Here is a 19,043-nt window from a genome sequence, read left to right as displayed (position 1 = left end):
ACTAGAGAATTCGGAGCCGTCGCGCGATTGGACGGGTGGGCTCCGCGCGGGCAGCCATCGCGCGGCGACGAGTCCGATCGTGACCCGGGGCCCTGCCGATCGTGACCCGGGTCACGGCCGGGTCCGCCCTCGGTGAACAGGCGAGCGGCTGGGTGTTCTTGTCGGTGGTCCGTCCTAGGCTGGTGCCATGGCTTTCGCAACCGAGATCCCGGACGACCTGCCGCTGGCTCATTCGGAGCATCGGCCCATCGGTGAGGTCGAGCGGACCGACAGCCAGTTCCAGGTGGTCAGCGAACACGTTCCGGCCGGTGACCAGCCGGCCGCCATCACCGAACTCGAGCGTCGCATCCGCGCGGGGGAGAAGGACGTGGTGCTGCTCGGCGCCACCGGTACCGGTAAGTCGGCGACCACTGCCTGGCTGATCGAGCGGTTGCAGCGGCCCACCCTGGTCATGGCGCCCAACAAGACCCTGGCCGCGCAGCTGGCCAACGAGCTGCGCGAGATGCTGCCCAACAACGCGGTCGAGTACTTCGTCTCGTACTACGACTACTACCAGCCCGAGGCCTACATCGCGCAGACCGATACCTATATCGAGAAGGACAGCTCGATCAACGACGACGTCGAGCGGCTGCGCCACTCGGCGACCTCGAGCCTGCTCTCGCGCCGCGACGTCGTGGTGGTCGCGTCGGTGTCGTGCATCTACGGCCTCGGCACGCCGCAGTCCTATCTGGACCGGTCGGTGCAGCTGGAGGTGGGCACCGAGATCGATCGGGACCGGCTGCTGCGTCTGCTGGTGGACGTGCAATACACCCGCAACGACATGTCGTTCACCCGCGGTAGTTTCCGGGTGCGCGGCGATACCGTCGAAATCATCCCCTCGTACGAGGAATTGGCGGTGCGCATCGAATTCTTCGGCGACGAGATCGAGGCGCTCTACTATCTGCACCCGTTGACCGGTGATGTGGTGCGTCAGGTGGATATGGTCCGGATTTTCCCGGCCACCCATTATGTGGCGGGTCCCGACCGTATGGAACGCGCGGTGCGCGACATCGAGGCCGAACTCGAGACGCGGCTGGCGGATTTGGAGAAGCAGGGCAAACTGCTGGAGGCGCAACGGCTTCGGATGCGCACCCAATACGACCTGGAGATGATCAAGCAGGTCGGTTTCTGCTCGGGTATCGAGAATTACTCGCGGCATATCGACGGGCGGCCCGCGGGTTCCGCGCCCGCCACTCTGCTGGATTACTTCCCCGACGATTTCCTGCTCGTCATCGACGAATCCCACGTGACCGTGCCGCAGATCGGCGGCATGTACGAGGGCGACATGTCCCGCAAGCGCAACCTGGTCGAGTACGGCTTCCGGTTGCCGTCGGCGGTGGACAACCGGCCGCTCACCTGGGAGGAGTTCGCCGAGCGGATCGGGCAGGCGGTGTACCTGTCGGCCACCCCCGGCCCGTACGAATTGGGCCAGACCGGCGGTGAGTTCGTCGAACAGGTGATCCGCCCGACCGGCCTGGTGGACCCGCACGTGGTGGTCAAGCCGACCAAGGGGCAGATCGACGATCTGGTGCACGAGATCCGGCTGCGGACCGAACGCGACGAACGCGTCCTGGTCACCACGCTGACCAAGAAGATGGCCGAGGACCTCACCGACTATCTGCTGGGACTCGGTGTGCGGGTGCGGTATCTGCACTCGGAGATCGACACCCTGCGCCGCGTCGAATTGCTGCGGCAGTTGCGCCTGGGCGAATACGACGTGCTGGTCGGCATCAACCTGCTGCGCGAGGGCCTGGACCTGCCCGAAGTGTCGCTGGTCGCCATTCTGGACGCCGACAAGGAGGGCTTCCTGCGCTCCGCCACCAGTCTCATCCAGACCATCGGCCGCGCGGCGCGCAACGTGTCCGGTGAGGTCCACATGTACGCGGACAAGATCACCGACTCCATGCGTCACGCCATCGACGAGACCGAGCGCCGCCGGGCCAAGCAGGTCGCCTACAACGAAGAGCGCGGCATCGATCCCAAACCGTTGCGCAAGAAGATCGCCGACATTCTGGACCAGGTGTACCGCGAGGCCGAGGAGACCGAGGTCGAGGTGGGCGGCTCGGGCCGCAATGCCAGCCGCGGCCGCCGCGCCCAGGGCGAGCCCGGACGCGCGGTGAGCGCCGGCGTCTACGAGGGCCGCGACGTGCGGAACATGCCGCGCGCCGAACTCGCCGACCTGATCAAGGACATGACCGCGCAGATGATGAACGCGGCCCGCGAACTGCAGTTCGAGCTGGCCGGGCGCCTCCGCGACGAGATCGCCGACCTGAAGAAGGAACTACGCGGCATGGACGCCGCCGGTCTGTCGTGACGGGAACCCTTCGGCCGGAAGGGGTTACGCGACCCGCTTCCACGGGCGTGTGGGGCGCGGGGCCCGTCGGGACTCCGCGCACCCACTCCCGGTGCTCAGGCTTGCTCCGCCATCCATTCGTTGACGCGGCGTTCGGCCTCCTCACGGGAGACGTCCTCGACGCGGGTCATGACGATCCAGCGGTGGCCGAACGGATCCATGACCCGGCCGTAGCGGTCGCCGGTGACGAAGGTCTGCGGCTCGGAGACGAAGCGAGCTCCGTTCTCGGTGGCCAATGTCGAGACCGCGTCCACATCGGGGCAGTAGTGCACCACGCTGGTGTGGACCCAGTCGGCGGCGGGCGCGCGCAGGCCCTCGTCGGGCATCGGCATGCCGACCTGGATGGTGGAGTCGCCGATCAGCAGTTCGGCGTGCGCGGCCTGGCCGTCGGGAAGATCGTTGCGGCTCAGCACCTTCGCGCCGAACACGGCGCTGTAGAAGTCGATGGCCGCATTGGCGTCGGGGACGGCCAGGAAGCAGGTGATGGAGTGGTAGTCCTGCGGGATCGGATTCACTGTGTCGCTCATGGCTACTACCTTCCCCGGCGCGGCCGCGATGGTCTTGTAAGAAAGCGACAGGGGCGATGACCAGCGCTGACAATCCCGAAAACCGGTTCGCGCCACGGCCGGTGCCGCCGCCGGAGGCCGCCAAGGGCATCCTGCGGCCGCGCCAGCAGAACGCCGCCAACAACCACGCTCGCCTGCCCGCGGGCGAACGGGTGTCGCGCTATGTCGAGTGGTACTGGGCGGTCCGCTGGGATCGCCGCGGTGAGCCGCCGTTCTCTGCCGAGGTGCTGCCGTACCCGTGCGTGAACCTGACCTTCGAGCGCACCCACGAGCGCACCGGCGCCTTCGTCACCGGCGTGTGGACCACCAAGTACGTGCGCGAATTGGCCGGGGCGGGTGAGACGTTCGGGGTGAAGTTCCGGGCGGGCGGCTTCGGCGCGTTCACCGGGCTGGATGTGGGCGCGCTCAGCGACACCTCGGTCCCGGCGGCCGAGATCTTCCCCGCCGCCGACACTCTGGCCGAGGCCGTGCTCGCCACCGGCGACCCGCTGCTCCGCCGCGAGCTGATCGAGGATTTCCTGGTGGCGGCCCAGGGCGTCGAGGGCGACCAGAGCGCCTACCGCCAGGTGCTGGCGATCATCGAGGCCATGGAGCACGATCGCGACCTGACCCGGGTGGACCAGGTCACCGAGCGTTTCGGCATCCCGGTCCGCACCCTGCAGCGCCTCTTCCGCCGCTATGTCGGGGCGGGCCCGAAGTGGGTCCTGCGCCGCTATCGGCTGCAGGACGGCGCGCACCTGCTGGCCGAGGGCCGCACCTCGGACCTGGCCGCGCTGGCCCTCGAGCTCGGCTATTTCGATCAGGCGCACTTCTCCAACGAGTTCGCCAAGGAGATCGGAATGCCTCCGCTCGAATACGCCCGCATCTCGCTACCATCCTGACAAACTGGCTGGTACGGGAATAGCGGTGGACCTGATGAGGTTGGTTGCCATGTCACCCAATGGCATATCGATCATCGAAGGAGCGGGCCATGGACGTGCTGGTGTTGATCGGACGGATCCTGTTCGCATTGCTGTTCCTCGGCTCGGGCTTCGGGCATCTGGCGCAGCGGGCGTCGATGGCGCAGTACGCGCAGTTCAAGGGCATACCGATGCCCACCCTGGCGGTGCCCGCCTCGGGCGTTCTGCTGCTGGCCGGAGGGTTGAGCGTGCTGCTGGGCGTCTGGGCCGACCTCGGGGCACTGCTGCTGATCCTGTTCCTGGTGCCGACCGCCTTCCTCATGCATGCCTTCTGGAAGGAGACCGATCCCGAGGCGAAGCAGGGCGAGATGGTGCACTTCAACAAGGACATCGCGCTGGCGGGCGCGTCGCTCATGCTGTTCGCCTTCTTCGCCCACGTCGGCCACGATCTCGGATTGACGCTCACCGGACCGCTTTTCGACCTCTCCTAGGAAATCCGCGGCGACCGGCAAATCGAAGTCACTGATTCCCGGGCCGTTCGTTGTGACGTGACACAACGAGCGGCCCGCGGACATTTCGGGCTTGTGACGAATCTCCCAGGCGTGCAAGGCTGTTGGCATTGTGTGTTCCGCGTCGCGATCGCCGGGAAATTCGCTGGTAGCCGGGGCCGTGTTCGGGGCGCGCCGGGAATGTCACAGTCGCCGATCCCGCCACGCAGTGTGATGTGTTGCGATATCGAATATTTCCGCCGGTTATGCCGCTATTGTCAGGCGAAGTTGCCGCGGTGAAAACCCCACTGTCGAGGATTCCGCGGCCCCGACCCTTGTACTTGGAGGAGAAATGACCGCCTACCGGACGATCGTCGTCGGTACCGATGGCTCGGACTCGTCGTACGTCGCCGTCGAGCGGGCCGCGGCTCTGGCCGGCGACGAGGGCGCCACGCTGTACATCGCCTGCGCCTACTTCCCGACCGACGACCGCGATGTCGCCGCGGCCGCGGACGTGCTGAAGGACGAGGCCTACCAGGTGCGCGGCTCCGCGCCCACCAGTGAGATCCTGCGCGTCGCCCGCGACAAGGCCGTCGCCCTCGGCGCGGTGAACGTCGTGGAGAAGCCTGTCGTCGGCGAGCCGGTCGAGTCGCTGCTGGACCTGGTCAAGGACGTGGAGGCCGACCTGCTGGTCGTCGGTAACCGCGGCCTCAACACCCTGGCCGGTCGACTGCTCGGCTCGGTGCCCTCGGACGTGGCCCGCAAGTCGCGTTGCGACGTGCTGATCGTGCACACCGTGCGCTGAGTGGGGCTGCCGCCCCACAGCCGGGAGGAAATCGGGGGCCTGGCCCCCGAACCCCCGTTCCTACGAAGCGGCCGAGCCCACCGGGCTCGGCCGCTTCGCTGTTCGCGGGCGGGTCACGCCAGCCGGTGCAGGACCTCCGGCAGGTCCTCGGTGTGCACGACGGCCAGCCGCTGGGTGGCGCGGGTCAGCGCCACGTACAGGTCGTTGAGTCCGCGCGGCGATTCGCTCAGGATCCGGTGCGGTTCGGCCAGGATCACCGCGTCGAATTCCAGGCCCTTCACGTCGTGGACGGTGAGCACCCGCGTCGAATCATCGGACAGGTGACCGAGTTCGGCGGCCAGGTCGTGCGGCACGATGACCGCCGTGGTGCCGGGATGCTCGGCCTCGGCCGCGATCAGCCGCTTGACCTCGTCGGCCAGCTCACCCGCCGTCACCCGGGTCGCGGCCGGATCGAAGCCGGAGTCGCGGACCGAGCGCGGCGCGGGCGCGGCCGGATCGATGGCCGCCAGCACGTCCCCGGCCACCGCCATGATCTCCGAGGGCGTGCGGTAGTTGACGGTCAGCTCGGTGAGCTTCCAGCGTTTGGCCACATACGGTTCCAGCACCTGCTGCCACGACGAGGCGCCCGCCGGATCGCCGGTCTGGGCGACGTCGCCGACCGCGGTGATCCACCGATTCGGGATGCGGCGCATGACCATCCGCCACGCCATGGCCGAAAGCTCCTGCGCCTCATCCACGATGACGTGCCCGTAGGTCCAGGTGCGGTCCCCGGCGGCGCGTTCGGCGGTGGTCTGGCGGGTGCGGACCTGCTGACGCTCGGCGAGCTGGGAGGCGTCGATGAGGTCGTAGGCCATGAGCAGTTCGGGGTCGAGGTCGTCCTCGAGATCCTGTGGCGCGGAACCGGTCAGGATGTCGAGGGCATCCTGCGCCTCGGCGAGCTGGGCCCGCCAGCGGCGGCGGGCGCGCTCGCGCTCCTCGCTGTCGTCGATGCCGAGCAGTTCGGCCAGTTCGTCGAGCAGCGGCGCGTCGGCGTCGCTGAACTCGCCGCTGTCGGAGCGCCGCAGTTCGGCCCGATCGGCCGCGCTGAGCTGTCCGGCCGCGTTGGCCAGGCGTTTGGGGTCGGCCCACAGCCCGCCCAGCACCTCCTGCGGGCTGAGGATCGGCCACAGTCCGGCGATGGCGCGCTGGATCTCGGCGTCGGCGCGCATCTCGTCGCGGATCTCGGTGAGATCGGTCTGGCTCAACAGGTTTCGCCCGCCCAGCGGGTTCGAGCCGATGGCGGCGGCGAGCTGATCGGTGAGCGCGTCCACCACCGCGGCCGCGAAGATGGGCCGGGCCAGGTTGTGCGGGCGGCGCGAGGAGCGGGCGCGGCCGCGGGCCTTGGTGACGATCTTGCGGTCGAGTTCGAGCTGGTGGCCGTCGAAGTAGAGCGGGATGGTCTCGCGCGGCACGTCCTGCCAGTCGCGCACCGCCTTCTTGAGCACCTCGAGCATGTCGAGGGAACCCTTGAGTTCCCCGGCGCGCAGCGAATCCTCCAGTGTCGCTTGCACTCCCGGATACAGGTTGCCGACGGTGGAGAGCAGCACGCCGGTCTCACCGAGCGAGGGCAGCACCTGCCCGATGTAGTCGAGGAAGGTGGAGTTCGGCCCGATGATCAGCACACCGGCTTTGTCCAGCTGCTGGCGGTAGGTGTAGAGCAGATAGGCCGCGCGGTGCAGCGCCACCGCGGTCTTGCCGGTGCCGGGCCCGCCCTGCACCACGAGCACGCTCTTGTGCTCGGAGCGGATGATCGCGTCCTGCTCGCTCTGGATGGTCTCGACGATGTCGTTCATGTGCCCGGTGCGGGCGGCGTTGAGGGCGGCCAGCAGCGCGCTCTCGCTGCCGACCCCGCCGTCGGCGCCGATCACCCCCGCCGCCTGGGCGGCCTCGAGGCTCAGGTACTCGTCGTTGACCCCGGTGACCTTGCGGTTGCGGGAGCGGATGTGGCGCCGCCGGGTCACCCCGTCGGGGGCGGCGGTGGTGGCCAGGTAGAACGGCCGGGCCAGGGGAGCGCGCCAGTCCAGCAGCAGGGTCTCGTAGTCGGCGCTCTCGTCGAGGATGCCGATGCGGCCGATGTAGCGGTTCTCGCCGTCGCCGTCGTTCTCGCCCGGGGCGATGTCGATGCGGCCGAAGCACAGGCCGTGTTCGGCGGCGTCGTACTTGGAAAGATCCTCGGAGTAGAGCTGCGTGAACGACTCGCGCTCACTGCGCGCCTGCGGGGTGCCGCCGGTTTCCAGGAGCACGGTGCGCAGCCGCCGCTGGGCGTAGGCGCGCATGCCGTCGAGCTGTTCGTAGAGCTTCGTGAGGTACTGCTGCTCGCGTTCCAGGTCCGGAGATGCCGCGTCAGCGGAATCGGGCACAGAACGCTCCTCGGTGAGGTCGGGCAAGACGGAACTCCTTGTTCACCACGTCCGCCGTGCGGGGACGGCGCGCGAAGCATCGAGAACAGAGTTGTCGAGTCTAGTGCGCCTTGCTTGCCCGCGCCGTATCGCCAGGTGACGAGGCGTGGGTGTCCGGGTTACGAGGCGTGGGTGCTGTCGGTGCGCCGCGCCAGCGGACTGTTGTGGTGGTTGGGCGGCTTGGCCCGGTACATGGCCAGGTCGGCGTCGTGCAGCACGGCTTCCGGTGTGCGGGTGTCGCCGGCGTGCAGATGGGTGACGCCGACGGAGGCGTCGACCTGGATGCGGTGTCCGCGCGCGACGATCGGCTCGGAGGTGGCCTGCCGCAGCCGGGCGATGAGGGCGTCCAGATCGTCGCCCAGGGTGCGCCCGGACAGCAGTACCAGGAACTCGTCGCCGCCGATGCGGCCCACCACGTCGTCGGCGCGCAGCCCGCGTTGCAACCGCTGGGCCACGATCTGCAGGACGGTGTCGCCGATGGCGTGGCCGAGGGTGTCGTTGATGGTCTTGAACCCGTCCAGGTCGATGAACAGCACGCTCGACACCGGCAGCGTCTCGGTGGTGCCCAGCGCCGCCGCCAGCCTCGACAGCACCAGCGACCGGTTGGCCAGCCCGGTGAGCGGGTCGTGGGTGGCCTGGTACTCCAATTGCCTTCGGCTGGCCCGGAATTCGGTGATGTCGTTGAACGAGGACACCGCCGGGGAGTTCGGGTCCTCGGGGTTGAGCAGGCGGCTGTTGGCCGAGAGCCAGCGCCGCTGCCCGTCGGGGCGGTCCAGCCCGAACACGAACCGCGTCACGTCCTCGCCGGTGGCCAGGGTGCGGATGACCGGATACCAGGTCGAGGGCATGGGCTGGGCGTTCGCGTCGAGCAGGCACAGTGGCAGGTCGTCGATATGGGTGCCGATCAGGTCCTCGGCGTCGTAGCCGAAGATGCGGCGCGCGGCCGGATTGGCGGATTCGATGCGGCCGTCGCGGCCGATCACCACCACGCCCTCGTCCAGCTGCGACACCACGGAGGTGAAGAACTGCTCGGCGCGCCGCTGGGCGGCCTCGGCGCGGCGCTGCGGGGTCAGGTCGTGCACGACGACCTGATAGGCCAGATGGTCGTGCCAGGCGGTCAGCACCGACACGGTCTCGACCTCCACCGAGTGCCCGTCGCAGCGCAGCAGGGTCATCTCGGCGGGGTCGGAGGCGTTGCCGGCGATGGTGAGCCGGCGGATGCGGTCGAGCATGGGCGCGACCGACGGCGGCGCGACGAACTCGGTGACGGGCCGCCCGATGACGTCCTCGGGTTCTGCGGCCGCCAGCATGCGCAGCAGCGCCGGATTGGCGTAGACGATCATTCCGCGTTCATGGACCACGATCCCGTCCGGGCTGTAGTCCACCAGGGACCGGTAGCGCTGGGCCAGCTGTTCGGCGTCGGCCGGGAGGTTTGCCCGATCGTTACCCACCATTTCGTTCACCCCCTGATCGTCGGTGCGGAACACGTCGATGGAGCACGGCACCATTCTGTTATCTGGAAATTTGCTGCTGCAGCTTGCCGACCGTATTGAATGAATTACCGGAGAGGAGCGATGTAAATGCCTGGCACTATCCCCGTCCCGATTGCCGACGGTCAGCATCAAGATCATATGACGATTGCCGGTATCGGTGCCGTGACCGGGTACGGCTGGGGCCGAGAAACCCTCTGGGAGGGTTTGCTGAGCGGCAAATCCGCAGCCCGGCTACATCCAGGGTACGGGCCCGGACGCGATCGGCACGGGTGGATTGCCCGCGTGCCGGAGGGCGGTGATCCGGACTTACCGCCGAGCCGCTACCTCCGCGCGGTCCTGGACTCCGCGCGCGAAGCGGTCACCGACGCCCGCGGCCGCGGCTGGCGGCCCGGCCGGACCGTCGGACTGCTGCACGCGATCGTGCTCGGCAACCTCGACGAGTGGCAGGAGTTCTTCACCGTCGACGGCGGGCAGCGGCGCTCACGCGACTATCTGCGGCTGATCCCCTCGACCCCGGTGTCGATGCTCATGAGCGAGTTCGGCTTCCACGGCCCGGCCATGAACGTGAGCGCCGCCTGCTCCTCGCTCAACGTGGCCCTGGTCACCGCCCGATTATGGATGGACCACGGCCTGGCCGACGATGTACTGGTGGTCGCCACCGACCTGTCGGCCTCCCCGGACATGGTGCAGGCGTTCGTGAATCTGGGCGCGGCGGTCTTCGACGCCGATCCGCTGGAGGCGTGCCGGCCGTTCCAGGAGGGCAGTCGCGGCTTCGTCTTCGGAGAGGCGTCGGTCGCGTTGATGCTCACCCGCGACGCCGACCGCCCCTACGCGGCGGTGCTCGGCGGGGCCATGACCAGCGACGCCTACCACGTCGTCTCGGTGGAGCCCTCGTACGAGCAGATCTTCGACTGTGTGCACCGCGCCCTCGCCGCGGCGGACGTCCGCCCCGAGGAGATCGCCTGCCTCAGCGCCCACGCCTCCGGCACCGCCCAGTGCGACGCGGCCGAAACCGCGCTGCTGGCCCGGATTTTCGACGACCGCCCGCAGGTGACGGCGCTCAAGCCGCTGGCGGGGCACTGCCAGGCCGCCTCGGCCGGGATCGAGGTGGCCGCCGCGGCCATGGGCTACGAGCGCGGTGTGCTGGTGTCCGCGCCGATCGTCGCGCCCACACGGGCCCGCCTGGTGGACGGCGTGCAACCCGGCATCCGCGGCCTCACCCTCAAGACCGCGCTCGGCATGGGCGGCAACAACAGTGCGGTGGTGCTCGGCCCGATCGTGTGACACCGGTCGGTGCGGTCGCGTGACACGGTCGGTGCGGTCGCGTGACACGGTCAGTGCAGCGGCACCGACCAGTGCAGTTTGGTCCCCGTGGTGGTGATGTCCTCATCGTCGTCGCCGCTGTCGGCGCGGCGCGGGTACACCGCCAGCCGCCCGCCCGCCTGCTCGGCGCGGCGCGCCAGATTGGTGAGCCCGCTGGGCGTGATCGAGTCCGGGATCCCGCGGCCGTTGTCGGCGACCACGATGGTGAGATCGTCGGCCACCCCGATGTCGATGGTGATGGTGTCGGCCCCCGAATGCCGGACCGCGTTCGAGACGGCCTCGCGCACAACGGCTTCCGCGTGATCGGCGAGCGCGGGCTCGACCACCGACAGCGGGCCGGTGATGTGCATGAGCGCCCGGATGTCGGTGGCGGTGGTCTGCTGCTTGACCGCGCGCTCGATGCGCTGGCGCAGCCGGGTGCTGTGCCCGTCGCCGCCGTGCAGGTCGAAGATCGAGGTGCGGATCTCCTCCACCACGTCCTGCAGATCGTTGATCGAGTCCGCGAGCCGGCGCTGCACTTCGGGCACCCGCGCGCGCGGCACCGTGCCCTGCAGCGCCAGCCCGATGGCGAACAGCCGCTGGATGACGTGGTCGTGCAGATCGCGGGCGATGCGGTCGCGGTCGGTGAGGATGTCGAGTTCACGCATGCGCCGCTGCGCCACCGCCAGCTGCATGGCCAGCGCGGCCTGATCGGTGAAGGCGGCGATCAGCTCCACCAATTCGTCGGAGTAGGGCGCGGATTCGGCCGAGCGCAGCGTGATCAGCACGCCCAGGGTGGAATCGGGGGTGTGCAGCGGCAGCACCAGGGCCGGGCCGATATCGGCGATCGGCGTGCCCAGGTCGATGTGGCGGCCGTCGTCGAAACGCAGCGGCGTGCGGGTGGTGAGGGCCTGGCCGACGGCGGTCTCGACGGTGCGCACCGCGTGCCCGGCGGGCGGCTCGCCCGGCCCGGACCACTGCGCCACCACCAGCTCGGTGACCCGCTCGGGCGCTTCCTCGGGATCGGCGACCACGGCCAGCAGCGCCTGCTGGGAGGCGGTGAGTTCGCGCGCGTGCGCCACCACGTGCGCGAGCACCTTGCTGGGTTCGGTGTCGGCCAGGAATTCGGTGGCGATGTCGCGGGTGGCCTCGATCCACGCCTGCCGGGTGCGGGCCTGCTCGTAGAGCCGGGCATTGTCGACGGCGATACCGGCCGCGGCGGCCAGCGCCTGCAGCAGCACCTCGTCGTCCTCGGTGAAGGGGTGCCCGCCGGATTTCTCGGCGAGATACAGGTTTCCGAAGATCTCACCGCGGATGCGCACCGGCATGCCCAGCAGGGTGCGCATGTCCGGGTGGTGCTCGGGAAACCCGACGGCGGCGGGATGGCGGGTCAGATCGTCCAGGCGCAGCGGTTCGGGCTTGTCGAGCAGCAGTCCGAGCACGCCGTGGCTCTCGGGCATCGCCCCGATCTTGACCCGGGTCTGCTCGTCGATGCCGTGGAAGATGAACTGGCTGGGCTGTTGTTCGTGCCCGAGCACCGCCAGCGCGCCGTAGCGGGCGTCGACCAGGATGGTGGCCGCGCGCACGATGGTGCTCAGCGTCTGGTCCAGATCGAGCCCGGAGGTGACCAGCAACATCGCCTCGACCAGCCCGTCGATCCGATCGCGGGCGTCGATGATCTGTTCGACTCGGTCCTTGACCTCGGTGAGCAACTCGCGTAATCGCAGCTGCGACAGCGTTTCACGCACCGAGTAAGGGCCGGTGCGGGGAGTGTCGTGCATGTATGTCCTGCGGTCCGGCGGATACGCCACGTCAGCGCGATTCTATGCGCGCCGAGGTTGCCGTGCGGTTGTCATGCCGAACGTGGTTGTCCTGTACGCAATTTCGACGCCAGCACGGCCGCCTGGGTACGGCGTTCCATCCCGAGTTTGGCCAGCAGCCGCGACACATAGTTCTTGACCGTCTTCTCCGCCAGGAACATCCGTTCGGCGATCTGCCGGTTGGTGAGGCCGTCGCCGAGCAGGTCGAGCAGTTTGCGTTCCTGATCGGTCAAACCGGCCAGCGGGCCGTCGAATTCGGTGCTGCGCCGCAGCCGGGCCATGAGGGCGGCGGCCGCGCGATTGTCCAGCAGCGAGCGGCCCGCGCCCACCTCCTTGATGGCCTTGGCCAGCTCCATGCCCTTGATGTCCTTGACCACGTAGCCGCTGGCGCCGGCCAGGATGGCGTCCATCATGGCCTGCTCGTCGGTGTAGGAGGTGAGGATCAGGCAGCGCAGATCGTCGATGTCGGCCAGCAGGTCCCGGCACAGTTCGATGCCGTTGCCGTCGGGTAGGCGCACGTCGAGCACCGCCACGTCGGGGCGCAGCGCCGGGATCCGGGCCAGCGCCTGGGCGACGTCGCCGGCCTCGCCGACCACGGTCAGCTCGGGGTCCTCTTCCAGCAGATCGGTCAGACCGCGGCGGACGATCTCGTGATCGTCGACCAGGAAGACTTTGATCACGACGGCCTCCAGGATGTCGGTGATGCGCGGTCGGTTCGCGCGCGTGCGCGAACGGTCCCGGCCAACGTAACTCGCGGCGCGGCAACGGGATACCGCCGAAGGTCCCTAATCTCCCGGATGATCGGCGGCCCGAGATCTTTTGTCGGAGACTTTTCCCCGAAAGTGGTCTGTTTCGGGACTTTCGGCACTGTCGGGCCCGCGTGACGTGTGTTGCCATGGAATTCGGTTGCCGGGTCGGATACAGGGAGAGCGGGGTCGGCTATGGGCGCGTTCGATGTGTGGTCGAGTGGAATCGATCCCGATTTCGTGGTGACCACGCACGGGCCCGTCCCGTCGGGGGAGGTGACCCGGGTGGTGCGCGGACTGGGCAGGATATTGCGCCGCCACGGAGTCGGCGGGCCGGTGCGGGCACGCCTGCGCTGGCCCGATCCCGACCACGGCGATCCCGAGGACGGCACCACCCTGGTGCAGGCGAGTGTCCGAGCGCTGGGGAAGGCGTTCCGGGTACAGGTCGCGGGGCCGGGACGGTTCGCCGCCACCTTCGCACTGGAACGGCTGGACCTGCGACTGGGCTGCCCGCCGGACGAATTGTCCCGGCCCTGGCCGGATCCCGCGCGGCCGTCGCTGTCCGCGATCACCGAGCCGCGGCCGATCGTGCGGCGCAAGGACTGCCGACTACAGGTGGCCACACCCGCGGCGGCGGCGCGCGTGCTCGACGCCATGGACTACGACGCGCACCTGTTCATCGACGCCGACACCGGATCCGAGGCGGTGGTCTGCTGGACCGGGCCGCTCGGGGTGCGCACGCTGGGCCGCCCGCGTGACGGCGTGCCCATGCTGCTCGAGGACGAGGCGGTGGCCCGGCTGTGCCTGGGCGGGCTGCCGTACCTCTTCTTCATCGACGCCGATGTCCGCCGCGGGCGGCTGCTGTACCGCCGCTTCGACGGCGATCTCGCCCTGGTCACCGCGGCCGGGTCCGAGGATCGCGCCCGCGATCGGGAGCGGGCGCGGCAGCCGCGGGTGATCGCGAGCTGCGTGCGCCGGGCGCTGCCCAGCGCGGCCGGGGCCGCCGGGGCGATCACCGAGAAGTCGGCCTGAGCCGGTGCGGGCGACATCACCCTCGCCCGTCGCAATAAACACACTGTGACCAGCGTTTCAGCTCTGGTATCCAAACTTGTCGGTGGGTGCCCCTAGCATGGCGTCGGGGGTATGTCTGGATGCCGGAACGTTGGAAGGATGGCCAGGTGGCGGATCGCCTGACGGTGCGCGGAGCACGGGAGCACAACCTCAAAGGGGTCGATCTCGACCTACCCCGTGACAGTCTCATCGTTTTCACTGGTCTGTCCGGGTCCGGAAAGTCCTCGCTGGCTTTCGACACCATCTTCGCCGAGGGACAGCGCCGCTACGTGGAGTCGCTGTCGGCCTACGCCCGGCAGTTCCTGGGGCAGATGGACAAGCCGGACGTGGACTTCATCGAGGGCCTGTCCCCGGCGGTGTCCATCGACCAGAAGTCGACCAACCGGAACCCGCGGTCCACGGTCGGCACCATCACCGAGGTCTACGACTACCTGCGTCTGCTGTTCGCGCGCGCGGGCACCCCGCACTGCCCGGTCTGCGGTCACCTGATCGCCAAGCAGAGCCCGCAGCAGATCGTGGATCAGGTGCTGGCCATGCCGGAGGGCACCAAGTTCCAGGTGCTCGCGCCGGTGGTGCGCACCCGCAAGGGTGAGTTCGTGGACCTGTTCGAGTCGCTGAACGCGCAGGGCTATTCGCGGGTCCGGGTCGACGGCGTGGTGCATCCGCTGACCGATCCGCCCAAGCTGAAGAAGCAGGAGAAGCACGATGTCGAGGTGGTCGTCGACCGCCTCGCCGTGAAGCCGAGTTCCAAACAGCGCCTGACCGATTCGATCGAGACCGCGCTGCGGCTGGCCGACGGCATCGTGGTGCTGGACTTCGTGGACCGCGACGAGCACGCCCACGATCGGGAGCGGCGCTTTTCCGAGCGGCTGGCCTGCCCGAACGGGCACCCCCTCGACATCGAGGACCTGGAACCGCGGTCGTTCTCCTTCAACTCGCCCTACGGCGCCTGCCCGGATTGCACCGGTCTGGGTATTCGCAAGGAGGTCGATCCGGATCTCGTTGTGCCGGACCCGGATCTGAGCCTGGCCGACGGCGCGATCGCCCCGTGGTCGCGCGGGCAGACCGCCGAGTACTTCACCCGCCTGCTGTCGGGCCTGGCCGAGGCCATCGGCTTCTCCATGGACACGCCGTGGAGTCAGTTGCCGCTCAAGGCCCGCAAGGCGGTGCTGGAGGGCAGCTCCGAGCAGGTCCACGTCTCCTACACCAACCGCTACGGCCGCAAGCGTTCGTATTACGCCGATTTCGAGGGTGTGATGCCGTTCCTGCAGCGGCGCATGGACGCCACCGAGTCGGAGGCGATGAAGGAGCACTACGACGGGTACATGCGCGACATCCCGTGCCCGGTGTGCGCCGGCGCGCGTCTGCGGCCGGAGATCCTCGCGGTCACGCTGTCGGCCGGCACCGAACGCCGCTCCATCGCCGACATCTCGGATCTGTCGATCGGCGATGCCGCGCACTTCCTGAACACCCTCACCCTCGACGACCGGCAGGCCGCCATCGCCGCGCAGGTGATCAAGGAGATCCAGGCGCGCCTGGGCTTCCTGCTCGACGTCGGCCTGCAGTATCTGACGCTCTCGCGCGCCGCCGCCACTCTCTCCGGCGGTGAGGCGCAGCGCATCCGCCTGGCCACCCAGATCGGGTCGGGTCTGGTGGGCGTGCTGTATGTGCTGGACGAGCCGTCCATCGGCCTGCACCAGCGCGACAACCGCCGCCTGATCGAAACCCTCACGCGCCTCAAGAGTCTCGGCAATACGCTGATCGTGGTCGAGCACGACGAGGACACCATCCACGCCTCGGACTGGGTGGTCGACATCGGCCCGCTGGCCGGTGAGCACGGCGGTCAGGTGGTGTACTCGGGTCCTTACGAGGGGCTGCTGAAGGACAAGGATTCCCTCACCGGCGCTTACCTTTCCGGGCGCGAGCGCATCGACCTGCCGCTGGTGCGGCGGCCGATCGACAAGAAGAAGCAGCTCACCGTGGTCGGCGCGACCGAGCACAACCTGCGCGACATCGACGTGAATTTCCCGCTGGGCGTGCTCACCTCGATCACCGGCGTCTCCGGTTCGGGTAAGTCGACGCTGGTCAACGACATTCTGGCGACCGTGCTGCAGAACAAGCTGAACGGCGCGCGTCAGGTGCCGGGCCGCCACACCCGGGTCAACGGCCTCGATCACCTGGACAAGCTGGTGCAGGTGGACCAGTCGCCGATCGGCCGCACCCCGCGCTCGAATCCGGCCACCTACACCGGCGTCTTCGACAAGATCCGCACCCTGTTCGCGGCCACCACCGAGGCCAAGGTGCGCGGCTATCAGCCGGGCCGGTTCTCCTTCAATGTGAAGGGCGGCCGCTGCGAGGCGTGCTCGGGTGACGGCACCCTGAAGATCGAGATGAACTTCCTGCCGGACGTGTACGTCCCGTGCGAGGTCTGCCACGGCGCGCGGTACAACCGCGAAACCCTCGAAGTCCACTACAAGGGCAAGACCATCGCCGAGGTGCTGGACATGCCGATCGAGGAGGCCGCGGACTTCTTCGAACCGGTGACCTCGATCCACCGCTATCTCAAGACGCTGGTGGACGTCGGTCTCGGGTATGTCCGCCTGGGCCAGTCGGCCCCGACGCTGTCCGGCGGCGAGGCGCAGCGCGTGAAGCTGGCCGCCGAACTCCAGAAGCGTTCCACCGGCCGCACCATCTACATCCTCGACGAGCCCACCACGGGCCTGCACTTCGAGGACATCCGCAAGCTGCTGACCGTCATCAACGGCCTGGTCGACAAGGGCAACACGGTGATCGTCATCGAGCACAACCTCGATGTCATCAAGACCTCCGACTGGGTCATCGACATGGGCCCCGAAGGCGGTTCCGGCGGTGGCATGGTCATCGCCCAGGGCACCCCGGAAGACATCGCGGCGGTGCCGGACAGCTACACCGGCCAGTTCCTGAAGGATGTGCTCGCGGCGCAGCCGGCCGCCCTCGCCGAGCCGAAGCCCGCGAAGAAGGCGGTGGCCAAGAAGGCGCCCGCGAAGAAGGCCGCCCCGAAGACCGAGGCCCAGGCCGCGGCCACCAAGAAGGCCGCCGCGGCGCGCCGCAAGGCCGCCGCGCTGCGCTGACCGTCCGGCAGCGCGAAGGCCCCGTACCGGAATCGGTACGGGGCCTTCGTCTTTCGCTCCTACTCGGCGGCCGCGAGCGGCGGCTCGTGTTCCGTGACCTCGGCGATGTGCCCGAAGTCGAGTTTGACGAGCTGGTCGGCGCAGTCGAAGTACCGGTCGTCGTGGGTGATGACGATGACGGTCTTGCCGCGGTTCTTCAGCGAGACCAGGATCTCGCGGTAGAACACGTCACGGAACTTCGGCTCCTGATCGGCGGCCCACTCGTCGAACAGGTAGATCGGCCGGTCCTCGAGCAGCGCGGTCAACAGCGCCAGGCGCTTGCGCTGCCCCTGCGACAGGTCGATCGTCGACAGCCGGCCGTTCTCCACGGTCACCTTGTGATCGATCCGAAGCTCCTTCAGGTACTTGCGGACCTCGTCGTCGATGCCGTCCTCGAAGCCGAGGTAGTCCTCGAACAGGTGGAAGTCGGTGAAGACCGCCGAGCTGTTCTGCCGGAACCACTCGATGTTCGTGTGGTCGATCGTCTCGCCGTTGAGCGTGAGATGGCCGTGCTGCGGGACGTAGAGGCCCGTGATCAGTTTGGCCAGCGTCGATTTACCGCTGCCGTTGCCGCCCACGATGAAGCTGATCTGGCCGGGTTCGAAGGTCAGATCGAGTGGGCCCAGGTGGAAGCCGGAGCCGTCGGCCTGCGGCGGGGCCATGGGTCCGCCGTTGGGCAGCGGGTGCCCGCCGTGGCCGACGAACCTGTGCCCGTTGACATCCGGCCGGTCGACACCCTGCGGACCGTGGCCCGGAGGCGGGCCGCCGGGATGCGGCCGGCCGCCGCCGGGGCGCTGCCCGGGACCCGGGCCGGGGTGCGGTCCGGTGCCGGGCAGCGGCGGGATCGCGGGCGGGGCCTCGGTCAGGTAGCTGTAGCCGACGTCGTTGAGCTCGAGCCGTGCCGCGGTGACCGCGGCGCGCTCGGTGTAGGGCAGCCGCGATTCGTCGTGCGCGGTCTGGATGGACAGATTGAGCGACCGGATCTTCGCCAGTGCCACGTCGCCGCGCAGCAGGTCCGGGATGCGGTGCATGAAGTTCTGCATCGGCATCGCCAGGAACGTGGTGACGAGCACGTAGCCGACCATCACGTTCTGCGGCAGTTCCAGCGCCCGCGCCAGCCCGAACAGGATGAGCGCCATGGTGGCCAGCTGCAGCAGCTGCCCGAACCCTTGGGCCACGGTGAATTTCGATCCGGCGTCGATGTTCTGCGCCCGCAACGTCTCCGCGGAGCCGAGCAGGTGCTTGTCCATGAAGTCGCGCCGCCGCCCGCGGTGCAGCTTGAGCTCCTTGATGCCCAGCGACACCGCCTGGAAGGAGCGCAGCAGCCCGTCCTCGTTCTCCCGCGCGGACTGGTACAGCGCCCGCACCCGCTTGAGAACCAGTTCCACACAGGCGATTCCGAGCAGCGTGCCCGCCACCGTAGTGGCGAAGATCGGCCCGGACACCACCGCGAGGAACACGAAGCAGCCCACGATGGTGGCCAGATCGATGCAGATGCTCGGGATGGCCGTCACCGCCTGCGACAGCGCCCGCACGTCCTCGGTGAGGGTGGCGATCAGCCGGTGCTGGCCCAGCCGCTCCAGGTGTTCCAGCGGCGCGGACACGATGCGGGAGCTCAGGTCCGCGCGCAGCCGGTAGATGGCGTCCTGCGCCAGCCGGATCAGCAGCACCTGCGAGATCACGCCGCTGATCAGGATGACCAGGGCGGTCGCGACGAACGCCTGGACGGTGACGCCCGGATGCGGTTCCGGTGACACCACTCCCCGAATCAATGTCACCAGGTAGGTATTGGCCGCACCGCAGACGAGACCGGAGGCGATGACGCCGGCGATCCGCATCCACGAGATGGAGATGAGGAATCTGATGAGTTGCAT

General features: G+C 68.7%; 13 protein-coding genes. 7 read left to right on the top strand and 6 right to left on the bottom strand.

The features are described from left to right. Window positions 1-187: 187 nt before the first annotated feature. Window positions 188-2,353, top strand: a complete 2,166-nt coding sequence (uvrB, locus tag ACFRAQ_RS33365) for an excinuclease ABC subunit UvrB (RefSeq protein WP_379106849.1) — start codon at window positions 188-190, stop codon at window positions 2,351-2,353. A 95-nt stretch (window positions 2,354-2,448) separates the two neighbouring features. On the opposite strand, the gene ACFRAQ_RS33360 is transcribed toward uvrB, so the two are convergent. Continuing rightward, window positions 2,449-2,919: a VOC family protein gene (locus ACFRAQ_RS33360; RefSeq protein ID WP_379106847.1), complete on the bottom strand. Its 471-nt coding sequence runs from the start codon at window positions 2,917-2,919 to the stop codon at window positions 2,449-2,451. Between the two features lie 56 nt (window positions 2,920-2,975). Here ACFRAQ_RS33360 and ACFRAQ_RS33355 point away from each other — a divergent pair, with 56 nt between their 5' ends. The 3 genes from ACFRAQ_RS33355 to ACFRAQ_RS33345 all read left to right on the top strand — a co-directional run bounded on the left by ACFRAQ_RS33355 (window position 2,976) and on the right by ACFRAQ_RS33345 (window position 5,150). After that, window positions 2,976-3,839 carry a DUF6597 domain-containing transcriptional factor gene (locus ACFRAQ_RS33355; RefSeq protein WP_379106845.1) on the top strand — a complete coding sequence of 288 codons (864 nt, stop codon included), beginning with the start codon at window positions 2,976-2,978 and terminating at the stop codon, window positions 3,837-3,839. 89 nt (window positions 3,840-3,928) lie between these two features. After that, window positions 3,929-4,348 (top strand): DoxX family protein, encoded by a 420-nt coding sequence (locus ACFRAQ_RS33350; protein ID WP_379106843.1) that lies wholly within the window; start codon window positions 3,929-3,931, stop codon window positions 4,346-4,348. 349 nt (window positions 4,349-4,697) lie between these two features. After that, window positions 4,698-5,150 (top strand): universal stress protein, encoded by a 453-nt coding sequence (locus ACFRAQ_RS33345; RefSeq protein ID WP_357097823.1) that lies wholly within the window; start codon window positions 4,698-4,700, stop codon window positions 5,148-5,150. A 113-nt stretch (window positions 5,151-5,263) separates the two neighbouring features. On the opposite strand, the gene ACFRAQ_RS33340 is transcribed toward ACFRAQ_RS33345, so the two are convergent. Together ACFRAQ_RS33340 and ACFRAQ_RS33335 are read right to left on the bottom strand one after the other, a co-directional pair. Beyond that, window positions 5,264-7,549 (bottom strand): HelD family protein, encoded by a 2,286-nt coding sequence (locus tag ACFRAQ_RS33340; protein ID WP_379106841.1) that lies wholly within the window; start codon window positions 7,547-7,549, stop codon window positions 5,264-5,266. Between the two features lie 158 nt (window positions 7,550-7,707). Then, on the bottom strand, window positions 7,708-9,042 hold the full coding sequence (locus tag ACFRAQ_RS33335) for a diguanylate cyclase domain-containing protein (protein ID WP_379106839.1): 1,335 nt from the start codon (window positions 9,040-9,042) through the stop codon (window positions 7,708-7,710). Window positions 9,043-9,363: 321 nt separating this feature from the next. On the opposite strand from ACFRAQ_RS33335, the gene ACFRAQ_RS33330 reads away from it, so the two are divergent. Further along, window positions 9,364-10,365 (top strand): beta-ketoacyl synthase N-terminal-like domain-containing protein, encoded by a 1,002-nt coding sequence (locus ACFRAQ_RS33330; protein WP_379106837.1) that lies wholly within the window; start codon window positions 9,364-9,366, stop codon window positions 10,363-10,365. 50 nt (window positions 10,366-10,415) lie between these two features. Here the strand turns inward: ACFRAQ_RS33330 and ACFRAQ_RS33325 are convergent, their stop codons facing one another. Together ACFRAQ_RS33325 and ACFRAQ_RS33320 are read right to left on the bottom strand one after the other, a co-directional pair. Continuing rightward, on the bottom strand, window positions 10,416-12,164 hold the full coding sequence (locus ACFRAQ_RS33325; RefSeq protein WP_379106835.1) for a GAF domain-containing sensor histidine kinase: 1,749 nt from the start codon (window positions 12,162-12,164) through the stop codon (window positions 10,416-10,418). A gap of 71 nt (window positions 12,165-12,235) precedes the next feature. After that, the gene (locus tag ACFRAQ_RS33320; RefSeq protein WP_357097132.1) at window positions 12,236-12,883 is read right to left on the bottom strand and encodes a response regulator transcription factor; all 648 of its coding nucleotides are present in this window, start codon (window positions 12,881-12,883) and stop codon (window positions 12,236-12,238) included. A gap of 261 nt (window positions 12,884-13,144) precedes the next feature. Here ACFRAQ_RS33320 and ACFRAQ_RS33315 point away from each other — a divergent pair, with 261 nt between their 5' ends. Both ACFRAQ_RS33315 and uvrA read left to right on the top strand, forming a co-directional pair. Beyond that, a complete protein-coding gene (locus ACFRAQ_RS33315) occupies window positions 13,145-13,981 on the top strand; it encodes a sigma 54 modulation/S30EA ribosomal C-terminal domain-containing protein (RefSeq protein WP_379106833.1) in 837 nt (278 codons plus the stop codon). A gap of 146 nt (window positions 13,982-14,127) precedes the next feature. Next, window positions 14,128-17,130, top strand: a complete 3,003-nt coding sequence (gene uvrA, locus ACFRAQ_RS33310; RefSeq protein ID WP_379106831.1) for an excinuclease ABC subunit UvrA — start codon at window positions 14,128-14,130, stop codon at window positions 17,128-17,130. Window positions 17,131-17,189: 59 nt separating this feature from the next. Here uvrA and ACFRAQ_RS33305 read toward each other — a convergent pair whose 3' ends face one another. Further along, window positions 17,190-19,043, bottom strand: coding sequence for an ATP-binding cassette domain-containing protein (locus ACFRAQ_RS33305; protein ID WP_379106829.1), 1,854 nt, complete (start codon window positions 19,041-19,043; stop codon window positions 17,190-17,192).

It is taken from the genome of Nocardia sp. NPDC056611 (assembly GCF_042792755.1).
GTDB lineage: Bacteria > Actinomycetota > Actinomycetes > Mycobacteriales > Mycobacteriaceae > Nocardia.
This window is presented reverse-complemented; position numbering and strand designations above follow the sequence as displayed.

Excerpts from the sequence above, each read along its gene's own strand:
- uvrB (WP_379106849.1), top strand. The coding sequence starts at position 188 with ATGGCTTTCGCAACCGAGATCCCGGACGACCTGCCGCTGGCTCATTCG.
- ACFRAQ_RS33360 (WP_379106847.1), bottom strand. The coding sequence starts at position 2,919 with ATGAGCGACACAGTGAATCCGATCCCGCAGGACTACCACTCCATCACC.
- ACFRAQ_RS33355 (WP_379106845.1), top strand. The coding sequence starts at position 2,976 with ATGACCAGCGCTGACAATCCCGAAAACCGGTTCGCGCCACGGCCGGTG.
- ACFRAQ_RS33350 (WP_379106843.1), top strand. The coding sequence starts at position 3,929 with ATGGACGTGCTGGTGTTGATCGGACGGATCCTGTTCGCATTGCTGTTC.
- ACFRAQ_RS33345 (WP_357097823.1), top strand. The coding sequence starts at position 4,698 with ATGACCGCCTACCGGACGATCGTCGTCGGTACCGATGGCTCGGACTCG.
- ACFRAQ_RS33335 (WP_379106839.1), bottom strand. The coding sequence starts at position 9,042 with ATGGTGGGTAACGATCGGGCAAACCTCCCGGCCGACGCCGAACAGCTG.
- ACFRAQ_RS33325 (WP_379106835.1), bottom strand. The coding sequence starts at position 12,164 with ATGCACGACACTCCCCGCACCGGCCCTTACTCGGTGCGTGAAACGCTG.
- ACFRAQ_RS33315 (WP_379106833.1), top strand. The coding sequence starts at position 13,145 with ATGGGCGCGTTCGATGTGTGGTCGAGTGGAATCGATCCCGATTTCGTG.
- ACFRAQ_RS33305 (WP_379106829.1), bottom strand. The coding sequence starts at position 19,043 with ATGCAACTCATCAGATTCCTCATCTCCATCTCGTGGATGCGGATCGCC.